16 protein-coding genes are annotated in these 18,640 nt (G+C 63.8%); all 16 read right to left on the reverse strand.

All coding sequences use genetic code 11. The features are described from left to right. Positions 1-13: 13 nt before the first annotated feature. The 16 genes from D619_RS0107585 to bchF all read right to left on the reverse strand — a co-directional run bounded on the left by D619_RS0107585 (position 14) and on the right by bchF (position 18,377). Positions 14-2,332: a TonB-dependent receptor gene (locus D619_RS0107585; RefSeq protein WP_017667977.1), complete on the reverse strand. Its 2,319-nt coding sequence runs from the start codon at positions 2,330-2,332 to the stop codon at positions 14-16. Positions 2,333-2,490: 158 nt separating this feature from the next. Further along, a complete protein-coding gene (locus tag D619_RS0107590) occupies positions 2,491-2,802 on the reverse strand; it encodes a DUF190 domain-containing protein (protein ID WP_017667978.1) in 312 nt (103 codons plus the stop codon). After that, a complete protein-coding gene (locus D619_RS0107595) occupies positions 2,799-3,755 on the reverse strand; it encodes a sodium-dependent bicarbonate transport family permease (RefSeq protein WP_017667979.1) in 957 nt (318 codons plus the stop codon). The genes D619_RS0107590 and D619_RS0107595 overlap by 4 nt, the downstream gene beginning before the upstream one ends. 127 nt (positions 3,756-3,882) lie before the next feature. Continuing rightward, positions 3,883-5,106 carry a 5-aminolevulinate synthase gene (gene hemA, locus D619_RS0107600; RefSeq protein ID WP_017667980.1) on the reverse strand — a complete coding sequence of 408 codons (1,224 nt, stop codon included), beginning with the start codon at positions 5,104-5,106 and terminating at the stop codon, positions 3,883-3,885. A 20-nt stretch (positions 5,107-5,126) separates the two neighbouring features. Further along, entirely contained in the window at positions 5,127-5,975 is an 849-nt protein-coding gene (gene puhE, locus D619_RS16030) for a putative photosynthetic complex assembly protein PuhE (protein WP_017667981.1), read from the reverse strand. A 13-nt stretch (positions 5,976-5,988) separates the two neighbouring features. Then, a complete protein-coding gene (gene acsF, locus D619_RS0107610; RefSeq protein ID WP_017667982.1) occupies positions 5,989-7,068 on the reverse strand; it encodes a magnesium-protoporphyrin IX monomethyl ester (oxidative) cyclase in 1,080 nt (359 codons plus the stop codon). Beyond that, complete coding sequence (locus tag D619_RS0107615) at positions 7,068-7,361, reverse strand: hypothetical protein (RefSeq protein ID WP_017667983.1); 294 nt, start codon at positions 7,359-7,361, stop codon at positions 7,068-7,070. The genes acsF and D619_RS0107615 overlap by 1 nt, the downstream gene beginning before the upstream one ends. After that, positions 7,361-7,918, reverse strand: a complete 558-nt coding sequence (gene puhC, locus D619_RS16035; protein WP_017667984.1) for a photosynthetic complex assembly protein PuhC — start codon at positions 7,916-7,918, stop codon at positions 7,361-7,363. The genes D619_RS0107615 and puhC overlap by 1 nt, the downstream gene beginning before the upstream one ends. Then, the gene (gene puhB / locus D619_RS0107625) at positions 7,915-8,526 is read right to left on the reverse strand and encodes a photosynthetic complex putative assembly protein PuhB (protein ID WP_017667985.1); all 612 of its coding nucleotides are present in this window, start codon (positions 8,524-8,526) and stop codon (positions 7,915-7,917) included. The genes puhC and puhB overlap by 4 nt, the downstream gene beginning before the upstream one ends. Positions 8,527-8,565: 39 nt before the next feature. Beyond that, on the reverse strand, positions 8,566-9,339 hold the full coding sequence (puhA, locus tag D619_RS0107630) for a photosynthetic reaction center subunit H (RefSeq protein WP_017667986.1): 774 nt from the start codon (positions 9,337-9,339) through the stop codon (positions 8,566-8,568). Positions 9,340-9,628: 289 nt separating this feature from the next. Then, positions 9,629-10,339, reverse strand: coding sequence for a magnesium protoporphyrin IX methyltransferase (gene bchM / locus D619_RS0107635; protein WP_017667987.1), 711 nt, complete (start codon positions 10,337-10,339; stop codon positions 9,629-9,631). After that, a complete protein-coding gene (gene bchL / locus D619_RS0107640) occupies positions 10,336-11,235 on the reverse strand; it encodes a ferredoxin:protochlorophyllide reductase (ATP-dependent) iron-sulfur ATP-binding protein (protein ID WP_017667988.1) in 900 nt (299 codons plus the stop codon). The genes bchM and bchL overlap by 4 nt, the downstream gene beginning before the upstream one ends. Before the next feature lie 11 nt (positions 11,236-11,246). Then, a complete protein-coding gene (locus tag D619_RS0107645; RefSeq protein ID WP_017667989.1) occupies positions 11,247-14,942 on the reverse strand; it encodes a magnesium chelatase subunit H in 3,696 nt (1,231 codons plus the stop codon). Then, positions 14,932-16,557 carry a ferredoxin:protochlorophyllide reductase (ATP-dependent) subunit B gene (gene bchB / locus D619_RS0107650; protein WP_017667990.1) on the reverse strand — a complete coding sequence of 542 codons (1,626 nt, stop codon included), beginning with the start codon at positions 16,555-16,557 and terminating at the stop codon, positions 14,932-14,934. Before bchB ends, D619_RS0107645 begins: the two co-directional genes overlap by 11 nt. Before the next feature lie 3 nt (positions 16,558-16,560). Further along, entirely contained in the window at positions 16,561-17,841 is a 1,281-nt protein-coding gene (locus D619_RS0107655) for a ferredoxin:protochlorophyllide reductase (ATP-dependent) subunit N (RefSeq protein ID WP_017667991.1), read from the reverse strand. After that, positions 17,838-18,377, reverse strand: coding sequence for a 2-vinyl bacteriochlorophyllide hydratase (gene bchF / locus D619_RS0107660; protein WP_026090827.1), 540 nt, complete (start codon positions 18,375-18,377; stop codon positions 17,838-17,840). Before bchF ends, D619_RS0107655 begins: the two co-directional genes overlap by 4 nt. Positions 18,378-18,640 lie beyond the last annotated feature (263 nt).

The raw sequence follows: 18,640 nt of genomic DNA on the forward strand, positions 1-18,640 counted from the left end.
TGCGCTGCCGCGATCAATAATCCTTGCGCAGCGTGATGAAGAACTGGCGCGGCGGTGCCGGCAGCAGCGTCTGGTTGTCACCGGCAAAGCCGAAGCCGTTGGAGCCGATGGTCGCGATGTAGCGCTTGTCCAGCAGGTTGGTCACCGTGCCTTCGATGGCGAGGCCGTTCAGCCAGCGATTGTCGCTGGTGAAGCGATAGCCGAGCTTGCCATCCACCACCACGCGGCCGCCCACCGACTGGTCGTTGGAGAAGGTGAAAAAGCGCTTTGACATGGCGTTGGCATTGGCGCGGCCATAGAAATTGCCATCGTCATAGGCGACTTCCAGATTGCCGATGTGGCGCGGGCTGTCGACCACGGTGCGGCCGCGGATCGCCTGCACCACCACGCCGGCGGCGTTCACCACGTCGTCGCGATATTCATTGTCGTTATAGGCATAGCTGGCGGTGATGGTGACGGCCTTGATCGGCTGCCATTGCACGCCCAGTTCCGCACCCAGCGAGCGCACGTCGCCGACGTTGGAGAGGATCGGCGCGTTGCCAACGATGCTCGGCCCCTGCGGAATGGCCAGGATGCGGTTGGAGAAATTGACGAGATAGGCGCTGACCACACCACGCACATTGCCCTGGCCGAAGCGGAAGCCGGCTTCGAAGGTGTTGCTCTTTTCCGGCTTCAGCTGGTCACGCAGCACAGCGAAGCCGGCCGCCGACGAAGCGAACGGGCCGGTGGTGGCCGCACCCACGAACCCGCGCTGATTCTCGGTGAAACCGGCGAAGAATTCGTTGTTGCCGTCGATCTTCCACAGCAGGCCGACCTGCGGCAGGAACAGATCTTCCGATTCAATCTGGCCCAACGCCAGCGGGCCGGGGACCGGATTGATGGCATTGGCGCTGATCGAGACATTCTGGCCCTTGAAGCCCCAGCTGATCGACACATCGCTGCCGACTTCGAACGTGTCCTGCACCGAGAACTGGAAGATGTGGGTGCGATAGCGGTTGTTCCACTGGGTGAAGAACGGGTTGCTCTGATAGGTCAGCGCGCTGGTCAGCGGCACCGTGGTGCTGGTGCCCATCGAATAGAAACGGCGGGCCTGTTCGAAATCATTCTGTTCGTACCAGGCGGTCAACTTCACATTGTGGGTGGCGATATCGGCGCTGATATCACCGATCATGCCCCAGCGATCCACACCATATTCGGTGGTGCGGAAGCTGAGCGGCAGGCCGCCCGGGCTGGCACGATAGGGCGTGATCCAGGAACCCTGGCCCTTGTTGTTGTGATAATAGCCCTGAATACCGGCCATTATCCCGGTGGTCAGTTCGCCTTCCAGCCGGGCCCCGGCCAACCAGTCGCGGCGCAGGCCGGCGGCATCGTAATAGGCGTCATCAACGGTGCGGAACGGCGCCGGGTAGACGGTGCCGAGCGTGTTGGACGGCGGCGTCACGCCGGTTTCACCGCGATTGGCACCAATGGTGGCAATCTGCACGGCGAGCGGGAAATTGTCGGAGATATTGTCCCAGAACGGACCCAAGCGGCCGAGCATTTCCTTGCTGAAATCCTGATAGTCACTCTCCTTGCGGTCGGAGAAGTTGACAAAGGCGGTGAAGCTGGCCTTGCCGCCGAGATCAAACACGCCCTTGGCATTGACCTGCGTGGAGCGCTGGGTGCCAAAGCCCTTCCACTTTTCCGCATCGATGTGCGCCGCGCTGACATAGGCCTTGAAGCCGCCGATATCGCCGGTATCGACCGTGCCGAACAGGCGCAGCGTGTTGCTGTCACCATAGGTCGCGTTGGCGGCAATGCCGGCCTTGTCCTGCGGCGCGCGGCTGAAGAATTCGATGGTGCCGCCCAGGTTGGACACCGATGCCGTGCCGAGCGCGCCGGCGCCCTGCGACACGCGGGTGCGGCCGATATTGTCGGCGATGATGGCGCGGCTGATGTGCAGGCCGTTGGTGTTGCCATAGCTCATGTCGCCCAGCGGCACGCCGTCCAGCGTGAAGCCGAGCTGGTTCTGGTTGAAGCCGCGCAGCGTGATGCGAGTCGACCATTCATAAACGCCGAACGGATCGGCCGACTGGAAATTGACGCCGGGCAGTTTCTGGATGGCCACAAAGGGGCTGCCACCGGCAATGGTCAGCTTTATGTCGGCACCGCTGATCTCGCTGACCTGGCGGACTTCACCTTTGCCGTAGACGACAATTTCGACGTCTTCAGCCACGGCATCAGCAGCATCAGCGGCACCGGCCGCCGCCGTGATGATGGCAGGTTGGGCAAGCGCGGGCGCGGTGAGCGCGACGCTGGCGAGCAGGGCGATACGATGGAGGGCAAGGCGCATGGTGTGGGTTTCCCGGTTGAAGTGTGCCGGGCAGCCCGTGACAGGCGAATGTTGCTTCTCAATGCCAGTTTGGTGACTGGTCGGTTGCAATCTGGTGGCAGAGCGATGACGTGACCTGCAAGCCACAGCGGCGGGCGGCCAGCGCCGCGCGCCACCGCTCAATCGAAGCGGTGCCCGCGCACCACGCTGACATCGCTGACCATCAGCAACAGGTGATGGGTTTCCAGCATCGGCGCCAATTGCTCGACGAACGCATCGGCATGTTCTTCACTGGTGACCAGCAGCAGCATCACCTTCGACGTGGCGCCAGACAATTGATCATCGCGCCAGCGGCCACGCACGCCGGCACCGCCGGACACGGGCAACAGCGTATAATGCACGATGCCGGCCGACGCGGCGATACGGGTGATCGCCGGGATCAGCGGTTCATCCGCCAGGACTTCGATGCGGCGACGCCGGGTGGTGTTCATGCGGCCATTCCTGCAGCCAGCCAGCCATAATAGGCTATGCCGATGGTGAGATTGAACGGGAAGGTGACGGCCAGGCTCATGCCCAGATAGAGGCCGGGATCGGCTTCGGGCAGCGCCAGGCGCATCACTGCAGGCACGGCGATATAGGACGCGCTGCCCGCCAGGATGCCCAGCGCGGCCGCCGATCCGGCATCAAGGCCCAGCAAGGTGCCAAGCCCGACACCCAGGCTGCCGTTGATGAGCGGGATCAGCAAGGCCAACACCACGGTCGGCACGGTCAGCGCCTGGCGATCGAGCAGGCGGCGGGCGGCGATCAGCCCCATATCGAGCAGGAAGATGCACAACATGCCGCGGAACGGCACATCGAACACCGGCGCAATGCTGAGCAACCCTTCCTTGCCGTCGATCATGCCGATCAGGAAACTGCCGAGCAGCAGCACCACCGAACCGTTGAGGAAGGTTTCGTGCAGCAGGCCGCCGCGCGGGCCAAGATTGGCGGTGCCGCCGGTACGCGCCAGCAGCAGGCCCGTGATGATCGCCGGCGTTTCCATCAGCGCCAACACCCCCACCATATAGCCGGCCGCCGGCATGCCGGCCTGGCGCAGGATCTCGCTGCCGGTGGCAAAGGTGACAACGCTGACCGAGCCATAGTGGGCCGCAACGGCAGCGGCATTGGTGCGGTCCAGCTTCGCTGCGATGCGCAGCAGCCAGAATACCGGCAGCGGCAACAGGAAGCTGAGCGCCAGTCCGGCGCCGCCGGCCAGTGCCATGTCGTGGGTGAAGCCGGTTTCGGCCACTTCGGCGCCGCCACGCAGGCCGATCGACATCATCAGATAGAGCGAGATGCCCTTGGCCACCGCTTCGGGAATGACCAGATCCGACCGCGCAAAGGCCGCGAGCGCTCCCAGCAGGAAGAACAGCACCACCGGCTGCAGCAGCGCATCAACAGCCATGGCCGAGGGTCCGAAGTTCAAACATGACAGGGCTGTAATATTCTGGCGCTATCAAGGCAAGCCGGGGGGCAACAAAAACCCGGCGGTGGTGGCCGCCGGGTCATTGTTGCTGCAGAGCGCTTCGCTGTCAGGCAGCCGCTTCCACCCGGTGCAGGGCGCACTGGCCCCAGATGTCAGACAAGGCCTTCACCAGCCGATCGATATCGTCATCCGAATGCACCGGGCTGGGCGTGATGCGCAGACGCTCGGTGCCAACCGGCACGGTGGGATAGTTGATCGGCTGCACATAGATGCCATGATGTTCCATCAGCCAGTCGCTGATCATCTTGGCCTTCTTGGCATCGCCCACCATCACCGGGATGATATGGCTGGGATTGTCGAGTTGCGGGATGCCGGTGGCGCGCAGCGCGGCGCGGACCCGGGCCACACGCTCCTGCTGACGCTTGCGCTCGAACGGGCTGTCCTTCAGGTGCTTGACCGAAGCCAGCGCACCAGCGGCAATTGCCGGCGGCAGCGCGGTCGAGAAGATGAAGCCCGAGGCAAAGCTGCGGACGAAATCGCACAGCGCCTTGGAACCGGCAATATAACCGCCGACCACGCCATAGGCCTTGGCCAGCGTGCCTTCGATCACGGTCAGCCGGTCCATCAGGCCTTCGCGTTCGGCGACGCCGCCGCCACGCGGGCCATACATGCCCACTGCGTGCACTTCGTCGATATAGGTCATTGCGCCATGCTTGTCGGCCACGTCGCAGATGTCTGCGATGGGGGCGATGTCGCCATCCATCGAATAGACGCTCTCGAACGCCACCAGCTTCGGCACGTCGGGGCCATATTGGCTGAGCAGCCGGTCGAGGTCTTCCACGTCATTATGCTTGAACACGTGGAACTTGGCGCGGCTGTGGCGGATGCCCTCGATCATCGAGGCATGGTTGAGCGCATCGGAGAAGACCACGCAGCCCGGAATCTTGCTGGCCAGCGTGGAAAGCGCCGCCCAGTTCGACATGTAACCCGAATTGAACAGCAGCGCAGATTCCTTGCCGTGCAGATCGGCCAGCTCTTCCTCAAGCAGGCGGTGCACATGCATGGTGCCGGAAATATTGCGTGTGCCACCGGCGCCGGCGCCCGACTTGTCCAGTTCCTCGTGCATGGCAGCGAGCACATCGGGATGCTGGCCCATGCCGAGATAATCGTTCGAGCACCATACCGTCACGTCCTGGGTGCTGCCATCTTCCAGGTAGCGGGTTGCATGCGGGTAATCACCCTTGTGCCGCTGCAATTCGGCAAACACGCGGTAGTTGCCGCGTTCTTTCAAGCCGTCCAGCGCCGCCTGGAAGTGAGCTTCAAAGTCCATTCATCTTCTCCCGGCCCCGTTCATTGCACGGCGTTTTGTCGCATCGCAAGCGGATTCGTGTCAGCTTGGGCCGCCCCATTCACCGATTCTTTACCTGTCTCTGCAGCGCGTTGGCGGGCCATTTCCGGCATCGCCCAGCGGAACATCGCCGTATCCTGCCACGGCACCACCAGGAAGCCATGTTCGATGAAGGCCAGCGCCACCAGCGCAAACGCCAGTGCATAGCCGGTGGCAATACCGCCCTGGCTGGACAGGGCCAGATCAGCCAGCCACGCCGCCAGCACGGCAATGCCCGACACTGAGGCCAGGAAGAACCAGCGCGGCGGCGCGATGCGGAAATAGCTGGCCAGATAGCGCATGTGATCGGGCATCATCTCGGTCGAGAGATGCGGCACCCCGGCAAAGATGTTGAACTTGGCCGACAAGCGCATGACGAACAGCAGCAGGAAGGTGAGCGTCGCCGTCTGGTTGGCCTTGCCCCAGGTGGCCGCTGCCATCACGATCAGGCAGCCGAACATCGCGACCTCGTGATAGATCAACGTTGCCGCCGCCAGCCGGAAGCGCCGCCAGCCCCGCGCATCGGGCGGGCAGGGATTGCGGTTGGGGCCGGTGACAAAGCCCATCAGGAACGACAGCTCGTGCCAGCCCCACAGCACCAGGGCACAGGCGAATGCCACATAAGCCGCCCAGCTGCTGGTTTCTTCCGCCGTGGCGATGATGCCGCCCATGGCAAAGCCCGACGCGATCGAGGCCAGGGTAATGCTCACCGGCCAGGTGTGGCTGGGCAGTTTGTCGAGCCACAGCACAAAGCCCGTCGCGACGAACCACAACACCGTCGCAAACAGCAGAGGCAGGGCAAACTCGGTCACGACGGCTGCGCGCTTACCAGACCGGAACCATGCGCACGTTGGGCGTCACGTCCATCTTGTCCACCGGGTGGAGATAGAGACGCACAAAGGTAACCGCCGCCTTGAGCGACAGGCCAACGCGCTTGATCTTGCCCATGATGCCGCCTTCGGCAACCGCAGCATCGATGGCGTCACTGGTCGTCCGCATGGTTTCCAGCAGGGCGCGATAGCTCGGCGCATCGGTCTGCAGGCCGATCGGGAACACCTGTTTGGTGATGTCGGTGGTGATGCGGAACACGCGGAAGCCGAAATCGGTCGGGTCGATGCCGAAATGCTTGTAGAGCACCGGCCGCTTGTGATCGCGCACATACATGGTGGCATAAACGGCATTCAGGAAGAAGCGGATCCACAGCACATTGAGGCCCGAGGTCAGCTTGGGATCGGAACGCATCAGCAGCGCGAAGGCCTCACCATGGCGGAACTCGTCGTTGCACCATTCCTGGAACCATTTGAAGATCGGATGGAAGCGCCTTTCGGGGTGCTTCTCCAGATGGCGGTGGATGGTGATGTAACGGGCGTAGCCAATCTTTTCCGACAGATAGGTGGCGTAGAAGATGAACTTCGGCCGGAAGAAGGTGTATTTCTTGGTCTTGGTCAGGAAACCGAGATCGATGCCGATACCGGCGTCCTTCAGACTGTCGTTGATGAAGCCGGCGTGGCGGCTTTCATCGCGGGCCATCAGCTTGAACAGTGCCTTGGCATCCGGGTTCTTCATGCGCTTGGTGATCTCGGCATAGAGGATGCAGCCCGAAAATTCCGACGTCATCGACGAGACCAGGAAATCGATGAACTCCGGCTTCAGCTCCGGGTCCATGGCGGCGATCACGCCATCGAACTCCGGCGTGCGCTTGAAATGCTTCTTGTTGGGATCGGCGGTCATTTCCGCGATCAGGCTGTCCCACTCGGCGCGCACGCGGCTCACGTCGATGCGGTCCATCGCGTCATAATCGGTGGTGTAGAAACGCGGCGACAGCACGGTTTCCTGACGTGCAATCGCCAGCGCATCGTCCTTGGTGATTTCACCACCGGCCTTGATGGGTGTCACGGCGTTCATCACGGCTTCTCCGAGCTGAAGGTGATTTCGTAAAGTTCGGTCAGTTCCAGCTGGGCTTTCAGCTTGGTCCACAACCGCTCGAACGGGGTGGCTTTCCACACCGTCACCGGGCGGCGCAGGGTGAGGCGCTCACCAAAGGGCAGTTTCACCGCCGCGCCGTGCACCTTCACCTGATCGCCGGGGCCGAGTTCCACATCGCCATCCAGTTCGACATGTGCGTGCAGATTTTCGAACGTGTGTTCGATCTCGATCGTGCACTCGGTATCAAAGCGGTCGCGGGTGAACAGGCCCATCAGGCGCCTCCCGCCAGGAATGGCATCGACGATTGCTTCGGCGCGAGCGGAATGATCGGCTGTTCCGGCACACCGCCGCCACCCACCTGATACGGCGCCAGCAACTGGGCGAAGGCGGCTCGGTTGGTGCTGCCAAAGCTGCCCAGTTCCAAGATGCGACCCGTAGACGTGTCGGTGAGCGTCAGCGCGCCATCGGCCCATTGCGCCACCGTCACCGAGCCGGCGCGATCAACTTCCTTCAGGCGGCGTTCGCGCATCAGGCCGCGCATCACGCCGCGGATGAAGCCGGTATTGCTGCCGGGCGGGAAGATGAACACCAGTTTGCCGGCCGCCACGTCGGTGACCAGCAAGGCGCCATCCGCGCGGTCTTCGAACCGGAAATCGCGTTGCACCACCACGGCGACCTGGCGCCGCTCCCGCGATTGCGGTGCGGTTTCGGGCGCCGGCAGCAGACCCAGGCGAATGCTGCCCACCGTGAGAATCGAAATGCCGATCAGCGCACCGGCTGCATAGAGCGCCGATTTGGGGAAGCGTTCGTGGACGAATTCGCCGCTCATGCCGCGGCCCCTACCATGGTGGGGGCCGGCTGGGCATCAGGGCTTGCCGCAACGCGGGCCGGATCGGCCTTGGCCAAGGCATCAGCCAGTTGCGGCACGAAATTTTCCGGCACAGCGCGCAGCATGGGCTGCGGCGAACCAAATTTCCATGGCCGGACGTGCGGCCACATCTGCAGGTAAGCCAGCGGGAAGCGCACCGTGGGGGTGAGCGACACATCAACCATGCCCGTGCCGGCCGGCTTCACATCCGCCTTGCCAACCAGGGCCAGCGGCACGTTCACGCATTTCGGCAGCGCCACGCCGAACCGCAGGACAACGCGCTTGTTGGTGAGCGTGTAGATGGTGGATTTGGCCTGCGCCCGCGCCAGCACCGCCAGCACGGCCAGGCCGAGCAAGGCCACCGCCAGCGTGGTGACCGCACCCACCACGCCAGTACCGCCAGACACGAAGGCAAAACCGGCGACGATCAGGAACCAGACGGCAACGAGGCGCGTGTGGAAGACACCACGCGCCACGCCGCGCCAATCCGGCGTGCCCTGCCAGAGGATTTCCTCCCCCGGCGGCAGCCGCCCGGGCAGACCCGGGATTGGCTCGTCTTCATATTCCATCGACACAAAAAGGCTCCGTCATTCCAGTCCAGCGCCGGATCAGATCAGCGGCTCGGCCCGTTCCGACGTCGCCCACAGATAGCCGGCACCATAATAGGCCGTGATCTTCTCTTCTTCGAGCAGCGTCACCTGATCGGGCGACTTGGTGCGCGGCACACCGGCGATCTGGGCACCGGTGATGGCATCGGTCATCACGCCGCCACGGGTGACATTGCACATGGTGATCGGCATCAGCACTGTGCCGGCGCCGCCGGCCAGATCGACTTCCAGATAGCGCAGGCAGGATTCGGCCCGGTCCATCCACAGTTCCTTGACCGTGCCGGCCTTGCCGCCATCGAGGCCATAGACCGGCAGACCGCGCGGATCGACATCATTGGCATGAACGTCCACCGGGTGGCTGATCGCCCGCAAAGGCACGATTCGCGGGGCGCCGTGCATATCGAGATCGGGACGATCGGCACGCTGGGCGATCGACGCCGGGCCAAGGCCGGAGGTCAGCTTGTCGCCGGTCACATCCAGCGGCTCGCCGGCCCAGGCGCGCGGCAGCACGTTGGTGGGCAGTTCATCGCGCTCGTTGGCGGTCGGGGTGGTCACATCACCCAGGCCGTGCGGCAGCGAGAAGGTTTTGGGCGGCTTGAAAAACAGCGGCTCGGTGCCGCCATGGGCAGCGCCGGTCAGATCGTCTTCCACCGGATAGCCTTCGCGGCGGTCTTCACCGCGCAGATACCAGACCAGCCCCAGGAAGAAGAGGAAGAAGGCGAAGAAGGTCAGCTCTGCAATGTCCAGGCCACCAACCAGATGCACATTCGTCATGCGAGGTGTCTCCCCTCAATGTGAAACCAGTCGCGGCATTGCGGCGCCCCGACCGACCAGCGCGTATCCCCAAACTCTGCCATTCTCGCGCCGGCGAACGACAGGGCGAATCCTCATTCGGCCCGAAAGGGCCCACGGCTCGCGCCATAGCATGACACCGTTGTAACAGGGTAGAGCAGAAGCCGATGGGATTGCAAACTTTTGCGCCCTGCAGCAGCATTTTTGCCGCTTGTGGTGCAGGGCTGCCCCTGGTGCCGGCCGTGGCGCTGTCCAGGATGGCCTGATGGGCTCATCCCAGCAGCACTTCCTGCGCGTGGCTGGTGTAGAATCCGCGGCTGACCCGCTGATCGCGACCCAGTCTTGCCTGCGGCACGCTGCGTGAAAGCCGCGCCTTCAACAGATCGTGCGCCACCGGAATGATGCTGGGTGACCGGTCGCTTTTCGGGAAGAACTGGCCGATGGCCCGCGCGGTGCGCAGCAAGGGCGTGCCCGGCGCGAAGGTGAACAGCATCGAATGGCGGGCGCGTTCGGCCAGCTTGGCCGTGGCCGCGGCGATCTGATCGCTTTCATAATGGATCAGCACGTCCATCGAGACGATATGATCGAACTGGCCGAAGCTGGCATCCAGCATGTCCCCGGCATGGAGGCTGATGCGGCCCTTCATATCATCGGGTAGCCGCTCCTTGCCGATTTCGATCAGCTGCGGCGACACGTCGATGCCCACCACCTCGGCGCCGCGGCGAGCGGCTTCCACCGCCAGCATGCCGGTGCCGCAGCCGGCATCGAGAATGCGGCGGCCGCTCAGATCCTGCGGCAGCCAGCTCAAGAGCGTGTCGCGCATTTCCTGGCGGCCGGCGCGCACGGTGGCACGAATCTTCGACACCGGCGCATCGCTGGTCATCGCCGCCCAGGCATCCAGCGCCGTGCGGTCGAAATAGGTTTCCAGCTTGGCGCGCTTGGCTTCCCAGCCGGCGGCCTGCTTCGGGGTGTGGGCGTTCATTCAAACCCCAGGAAGTCGAAGATTTCGCGGTCCTTCATCGGCCGCGCGTTGCACGGCTCCACGCCAGCCCACAGCAACGCGGCAAGGCGCTTGTATTCATTCTGGGCCGCGATGATTTCCGGCGTGTCTTCCATTTCGAAGATGGTGCACTTCTTCAGGCGGCTGCGACGGATGGCATCCAGATCGGGGAATTGTGCCAGCCGATCGATGCCGGTGGCGGCGCTGAAGCGGTCGATCTCGTCGGTGTTGGCCGAACGATTGGCGATGCAGCCGGCCAGGCGCACTTCGTAATTCTTCGATTTGGCCTGGATGGCGGCCATGATGCGGTTCATCGCGAAGATGCTGTCAAAGTCGTTCGCCGTCACCACGATGGCGCGTTCGGCATGCTGCAAAGGCGCAGCAAAGCCACCGCACACAACGTCGCCCAGCACGTCGAAGATCACCACGTCGGTGTCTTCCAGCAGATGATGCTGTTTGAGCAATTTCACGGTCTGGCCAACGACATAGCCGCCGCAGCCGGTGCCAGCCGGCGGCCCGCCGGCTTCGACGCACATCACGCCGTTGAAGCCTTCGAACATATAGTCTTCTGGGCGCAGTTCCTCGTGGTGGAACTCATGCTGTTCCAGCACGTCGATCACGGTCGGCATCAATTTCTTGGTCAGCGTGAAGGTGCTGTCGTGCTTCGGATCGCAGCCGATCTGCAGCACGCGCTGGCCGAGCAGCGAGAAGGCCGCGGAAAGGTTGGACGAAGTGGTGGACTTGCCGATGCCGCCCTTGCCATAGACCGCAAACACCTTGGCGCCTTCGATCTTCTGGCTCGGGTCGAGCGCGACCTGCACGCTGCCTTCCCCGTCGCCGGGGCCCAATTTGCGGGTCTTGTCGATGATGAGCGTCATTGCGCTTCTCCTTACGCCGCCAGGGAACCGGCGGGGGCTACGCCTTCGAGTTGGTCTTCAATCGCGTCGGTCGCGGCTTGCAGGGCCGCCATCGTCTCGGCATCGGGCTGCCAGAAATTGCGGTCTGCCGCCTCGATCAGGCGGTTGGCAATCTTGGCGGCAGCGCGCGGGTTCATTTCGGCAATGCGCTGGCGCATGGTTTCATCAAGCACATAGGTTTCGCTGATGCGCTGATACACCCAGGAATCGACCTGGCCGGTAGTCGCCGACCAGCCAGTGGTGGTGGTCACCGCCGCTTCGACCTGGCGCACGCCTTCATAGCCATATTTCAGCTGCGCCTCGATCCACACCGGATTGAGCGTGCGGGTGCGGGTTTCGAGCGCCACCTGTTCCTGCAGGGAGCGGACCTTGCCGCTGCCTTGCGTCTGATCGCCGATATAGACCGGCGCGCTCTCGCCGCCCTTGGCGCGGGTGACGGCGCGGCTGATGCCGCCGAGCGTATCGACATATTGATCGATCGTGGTGATGCCCAGTTCGACGCTTTCCAGATTCTGGTAGGCGCAATCCACCGTCTTCAGCGCGCTGGCGAGCAGGCCGGGCTGGCGCTTGGGCTTGCCATCGACGCCATAGGCATAGCCCTTCTGCTTCTCGTAGGTGTCGGCGAGTTCGTTGGGATCGGTCCAGCCGCCGCTGTCGATCAGCAAATTGACGTTGGCGCCATAGCTGCCTTCGGCGTTGGAATAGACCCGCAGACTGGCGGTCGCCATGTCGCAGCCATGCTCCTCCAGATAGACGAGGCTGTGCTTGCGGATGAAGTTCATCTCCAGCGGCTCATCGGCTTCGGACGCGAGCAGCGCGGCTTCGGCCAGCATCTTGGTCTGCAGCGGCAACAGATCGCGGAACACGCCGGAGAGGGTCACCAGCACGTCGACACGCGGCCGGCCGAGTTGTTCAAGAGGAATGAGTTCGGCACCGGCAAGACGGTTGTAGCTGTCAAAACGCGGCTTTGCGCCCATCAGCGCCATCGCCTGCGCGACCTGTGCGCCTTCGCTCTTCAGATTGTCCGTACCCCACAGCACCATGGCGACGGTTTCTGGCAGCTTGCCGGCGTCTTCCAGGGCGCGATCGAGGATGCGCTGAGCCTGCGCCGAACCATCCTTGCAGGCATAGGCCGAAGGCAGGCGGAACGGGTCGAAACCGTGGATGTTGCGGCCGGTCGGCAGGATTTCCGGATCACGCAATATGTCGCCACCGGCGACCGGCGGCACATAACGGCCGTCGAGCGCGCGGATCAGGCCGTTCATCTCGTGATTGACCGATAGCGCGGCGTTGAGATTGGCCAGTTCACGCAGCACCGGCGTGTTCGGCACGATGCGGCCGTGGATCAGCAATTCAATCGTGTCGCGATCAATGATCTCACCGCGCGCCTGGGCGCTGGCGGCCAGCATATCGATGCGGGCGTCTGCGCTTTCGGCGTCGCCGAACACGTGCAGGCCCTGCGGGATCAGCTCCTGTTCGATCTCGTAGAGCTTGGCGGCCAGCTTCGACACATCGCTACCATCAAGGTCCATCGCCTCGGCCTGCTCGCGGATGATCTCTTCGAGGCCGGCTAGTTCCGGGCTGCCCGGCTCGGTCGAACGCCAGCGGTCGACACTGGCCTTGATATCCGAAAGCCCCTTGTAGAGGCCCGAATTGGTCAACGCCGGGGTGAGATACGACACCAGCGTGGCGCCTGAACGCCGCTTGGCCAGCACGCCTTCCGACGGGTTGTTTGCAGCGTAAAGGTAGATGTTGGGCAGATCCTGGATGATGCGCTCCGGCCAGCAGCTCATCGTCATGCCGGTCTGCTTGCCGGGCATGAATTCGAGGCTGCCGTGCGTGCCCCAGTGCACCACCGCGTGGGCGCCGAAATCATTCCGGATCCAGCGATAGAAGGCCATGAAGGCGTGGGTCGGCGCGAAACGGCCATCGAACAGCAGCCGCATCGGGTCGCTCTCATAGCCGTTGGCCGGCTGGATGCCGACGAAGACATTGCCGAACTGCGCGCCGGTGATCAGCACGTTCCTGCCGTCGGACTGGAACTTGCCCGGCGCCGGGCCCCATTCCTGCTCAATCTCGGCCAGATAGGGCTCTGTCGCAACGATGCGATCAGCCGGCACGAAGGCGTGAACGTTGGCTTCCTGGCCATATTGCATGGCATTGCCTTCGATCACCCGGCGGCGCACTTCGTCGCTGTTCTCCGGCACCTCCACGTCATAGCCTTCGGCCTTCAGCCGGACGAGCGTGCGGTGCAGCGAATCGAACACGGCGAGGAACTGCGCGGTGCCGGCGGCGCCGCCATTGGGCGGGAAGTTGAACAGCACGACCGCCAGCTTGCGATCCTTGTTGGCGGTGCGGCGCAGTGCTACCCACTTCAGCATCTTGTCGGCCAGCGCCTCGGCGCGTTCCGGGCAGGACTGCATGGCGCGCACGCCATCCGACGGCGCCCAGGTGCAGCCGCGCGAACAGCCGGTGCAGGCTTCGCCGCCGGCATCGCTGCGGCCGCCGAACACCATCGGCTGGGTGCCGCCATCCAGTTCCGGGATGGCGATCATGATCGTCGATTCCAGCGGCAGCAGGCCCTGGCGGTTGGCACCCCATTGCTGCAGCGTCTGGAACTCCACCGGGTGCGCCGAAATATAGGGGCGATCCAGCCTGGTGAGAATCTCTTCGGCTGCCTTGGCGTCGCTGTACGCCGGGCCGCCAACAAGGGAGAAGCCGGTGAGGTTGATGACGGCATCAACCGTCGCCTTGCCATCCTTCATCATCAGCGTTTCGATGGCGGGGCGCTGGTCGAGGCCACCGGCGAACGCCGGGATGACGTTGAGGCCACGCGATTCCAGCGCGCGGATGACGCCATCATAATGATTGCTGTCCTTGCCCAACACATAGGAACGCAGCATCAGCACGCCAACGGTGCCCACCGCATCCTTCTTCCACGGCAGGTCGGTCAGTTTCTCCGACATGCGCTGCGGCAGATCGGGGTGATAGACGCCGACTTCCGGATATTCCTGCGGCGCTTCCACCTTGGCCTTGCCACGCAGGCCCTTGCGCGGGCCATCGGCATAACGATCGACCAGCGCCTGGATCATCTGGAAGGCATTGTCGTCGCTGCCGGCCAGCCAATATTGCAGGGTCAGGAAATAGGCGCGCACATCCTGTGCGGTACCGGGCACGAACTTCAGCAGCTTGGGCAGGCGGCGCAGCACGGCCAGCTGGGCGGCGCCGCTGTTCGGCGCGCCTTCCTTCGAAGAACCGCGCAGTTTCTTCAGCCAGCCCAGCGGGCCCTTGGGCGGCGCATCCATGCGATAATCGCCCATCCGCGTCATCTTCACGACGTTGGACTGGCTCATCAGGCACACCATCGCATCGCATTCCTCGCGGCGCGCGGTCAGCGCATCCTTGATCATGCGGATCTGTTCATCGAGGAACAGCATGGTGACGATGACGATATCGGCGCGCGCGATGTCGGCGCGGGTAGCATCGAGCTTGCCCAGCTTGTCCCAATCGGCCGCCGCATGGAAACCGATGGAGACCGGCAGGCCCATTTTCTGGAACCGCACGCGCGCCCGGTCGACCGCGCCCGACAAATGGTTGTCGAGCGTGACGATCACGACATGGCAGTGATCCGGCCGATCCTGTTTCGATGGCGGGGTATCAGCGCGCATAATGGGATTTTGCCTCGTAGAGCGTATCGCGAGTGATGGTGGTCACGCCATGCTCGGCAGCATAGCGCTCGGTGTTGCGGCGCGCCTTGCCGCGCACAAAGAACGGGATTTTGCCCAATTCCGCAAGGGCTTCGGCGGTCCAGCCTTCAACCTCTCCCCTCCCTGCAAGGGAGGGGTCGGGGGAGGGTGCGAGCGCAGCGAGCGTGGCGGTTTCGGCGGCAGTCTCCGAAGCAGAACCCTCCCCCAGCCCCTCTCTTGAAGAAGGGAGGGGGGAAGAAGCATGGCCACCAAGATGGCTCGGTCCGGCCGCATCGGAGAATTCGAAATCCTCGCGGAACATGGTGAGCAGATGCTCTTCCAGGCCCATCACCAGCGGGTGGACCCAGGTGTCGAACAGCACGTTGGCGCCTTCGAACCCCATCTGCGGGCTGTGGCGGGCCGGGAAATCCTGCACGTGCACCGGCGCCGAAATCACCGCGCACGGCAGGCGCAGGCGCTTGGCGATGTGACGTTCCATCTGCGTGCCCAGCACCAGTTCCGGAGCGGCAGCCTCGATGGCTTCCTCGACGGCCAGATAATCATCGCTGATCAGCGGTTCGACGCCATATTTTTCGGCCGCCGCGCGCACTTCGCGGGCGAATTCGCGGTTGTAGCAGCCGAGGCCGACGACCTTGAAACCCAGTTCCTCGCTGGCCACGCGCGCGGCGGCGACGGCGTGGGTGCCATCGCCAAAGATGAAGACGCGCTTGCCAGTGAGGTACGTCGAATCGATCGAGCGCGACCACCAGCCCATGCGGCCCTGATCGAGATCGGCCGGAACCGTTATGCCGGCGACGGCGCACACTTCAGCGACGAATTCACGGGTGGCATTGAGGCCAATCGGAACCGTTTTCACCGTCTTCTGGCGGAAGGTGCGTTCCAGCCACGAACAGGCCTGTGCCGCAATTTCGGGATAGAGGCAGATATTGAAGTCCGCCTCGCCAATCCGCACGATATCGGCCGGGCTGGCGCCCATCGGCGCCACCAGGTTCACATCGATGCCCAGATCAGCCAGCAGCCGGCTGATTTCGACAACATCGTCGCGGTGGCGGAAGCCCAGCGCGGTGGGGCCGAGCAGGTTGGCGCGGGGGCGGCGCGGGCCGCTTTCAGCAACGGCCGGCGGCGGACGCCGCTCCTTGTCTGCCAGTGTACGCACGATCTGGTAGAAGGTTTCCGATGCGCCCCAATTTTCCTTGCGGCTGTAGCTGGGCAATTCCAGCGGGATGACCGGGCATTCCAGCCCCATCGTCAGCGACAGGCCGTGCGGATCATCCTGGATCAGTTCGGCGGTACAGCTGGAACCGACGATCATCGCCTGCGGCTGGAACCGGTCATAGGCATCACGTGCTGCCTTCTTGAACAGCTCGGCCGTATCCTTGCCCAGATCGCGGGCCTGGAAGGTGGTGTAGGTGACGGGCGGGCGATGATCCCGCCGCTCGATCATGGTGAACAAGAGATCGGCATAGGTGTCGCCCTGCGGCGCATGCAGCACATAATGCAGGTCGCGCATGCCGGTCGCCACGCGCATCGCCCCGACATGCGGCGGGCCTTCATAGGTCCAGACGGTCAGCTGCATCGGTCAGACCCTCAACAGATCGCGACGATGGAGCGGACGCGCGAACAGTTCGGCCAGATCTCCGGCCTGCTCGTACCCATGGATGGGCGAGAAGACGAGCTCGATCGCCCACTTGGTCGACAGGCCTTCCTTCTCCAGCGGGTTGGCCAAACCCAGCCCGCACACCGTCAGGTCAGGCCGGGCGGCGCGCACGCGGTCGAGTTGCTTGTCCACATCCTGGCCTTCGGAAATCATCGTCCCCGGCGGCAACGCGGCCAGTTCGTCGATCAGATGGCCCTTGTGCAGATAGGGCGTACCGACCTCGACCAGTTCCATGCCGAGTTCACCGGCGAGGAAGCGCGCCAGCGGCACTTCCAGCTGGCTGTCCGGCATGAAGAAGATGCGCTTGCCGGCCAGCTTCTCGCGATAGAGCGCCAGCCCCTTGCGGGCACGTTCGCGCGGACCGGCGATCACCTGCTCGAAACGGGCTTCCGACACGCCGAACGCCTGCGCTGCGGCATGCAGCCAGGCGGTGGTGCCTTCGGCGCCAAACGGGAACAAGGCTGGCAGATGCTCCGCCCCGCGCTTGTCGAGTGCGGTGCCGGTTTCGGCCAGGAAGGGCTGGGCCAACAGATATTTGGTATTGGGGCCCACGCCCGGCATCTGCCCGGCCAGCCTCGCCGGCAGCGACACGATCTTGCCGATGCCAAGATCACCGAGCAGGCGCGTGAGCTGATCTTCCACGATGTCGGGCAGGCTGCCGACGATCATCAGCTGCTTTTCATCACTGAATGCCAGATCGGGGACCAGCGCCGACAGGCAGGCGTCTTCGCCTTGCGTGAAGGTCGTTTCGATGCCGCTGCCGCTGTAGTTGAGCACGCGCACATTGGGCGAGAACCGGCCGTTCAGCCGCTGCGCCGCGCGGGACAGATCAAGCTTGATCACTTCCGACGGGCAGGAGCCAACCAGGAACAGCAATTTGATATCGGGCCGGCGCGCCAACAGGCGGTTGACCACCCGATCCAGTTCCTCATTGGCGTCGGCCAGGCCGGCGAGATCCTTTTCCTCGATGATGGCCGTGCCGAACCGCGGCTCGGCAAACACCATCACCCCGGCCGCCGATTGCAGCAGGTGGGCGCAGGTGCGGCTGCCGACGACGAGGAAGAAGGCATCCTGGATCTTGCGGTGCAGCCAGATGATGCCGGTCAACCCGCAGAACACCTCGCGCTGGCCGCGCTCGCGCAATATGCCATCCACGCCCACCGGAGGCGCATCGCAGCCAGAGGCGGGACCGGCGCTGCTCATGCGGCCTGTGCCACCAGAGGTTCGGGCGCTTCAACGGCCGGCGATTCGGCCGGCGCGGCGGCCGGTGCCGACAGCCGGGCCTGACGCAATTTCCACACGAACTGCCCGGCGTTGATCACATAGGCGGCATAGGCCGCCAGCGCGGTGGCAAACAACACGCCTTCATCGGCAATGCCGGTGAACAGGCCGAACAGGTAGAGGCTGTGCAGCACGATCACCAGCATCGAGAACACGTCTTCCCAGAAGAAGCTGTCGTGAAAAAGATACTGGCCGAACACGACCTTCTCCCAGATCGCGCCCGTGATCATGATGGTATAAAGTGCGATCGTCTTGACGACGACAGACCAGACCGCCCATTCGTAGTTGCGTCCGGTGTTGAGATAATCGATCACCAGATACAGGCTGACGCCAAAGATCAGGAACTGAACCGGGGCCAGCAGGCCCTGCACCAGCGTCCACTTCGAACTGTCGCGCCGCACCCGCTCTTCCGGCGTGTAGAGCGGGCGCCCTGACCCATTTGACGTTGTTGCGTCCAAGCGTGCGATCCCCAGAATATAGGTAAAAACCCTAACACCCGGCCCCTCCAAGTCAACCCGCGACCGGGGGCGGGTTCGGGGCCATCTCATTCGTCGCCGGCGGCAAACGGCCTTGCCAATCAACGGCTCAGCTCTTTGGCTTCGTCTGCCCGGCCCGGCCATCAAACGCGGCGCGGGGCGGCAGCGACGAGGCTGTGGCAGGGTGTCGCAATTGGCGGACGACAGCCACCCGGCCGCCGACCGGATGTGGGCGGCAGCGGCTT

The organism is Sandarakinorhabdus sp. AAP62, from assembly GCF_000331225.1.
In the GTDB taxonomy this organism is placed as follows: Bacteria; Pseudomonadota; Alphaproteobacteria; order Sphingomonadales; family Sphingomonadaceae; genus Sandarakinorhabdus.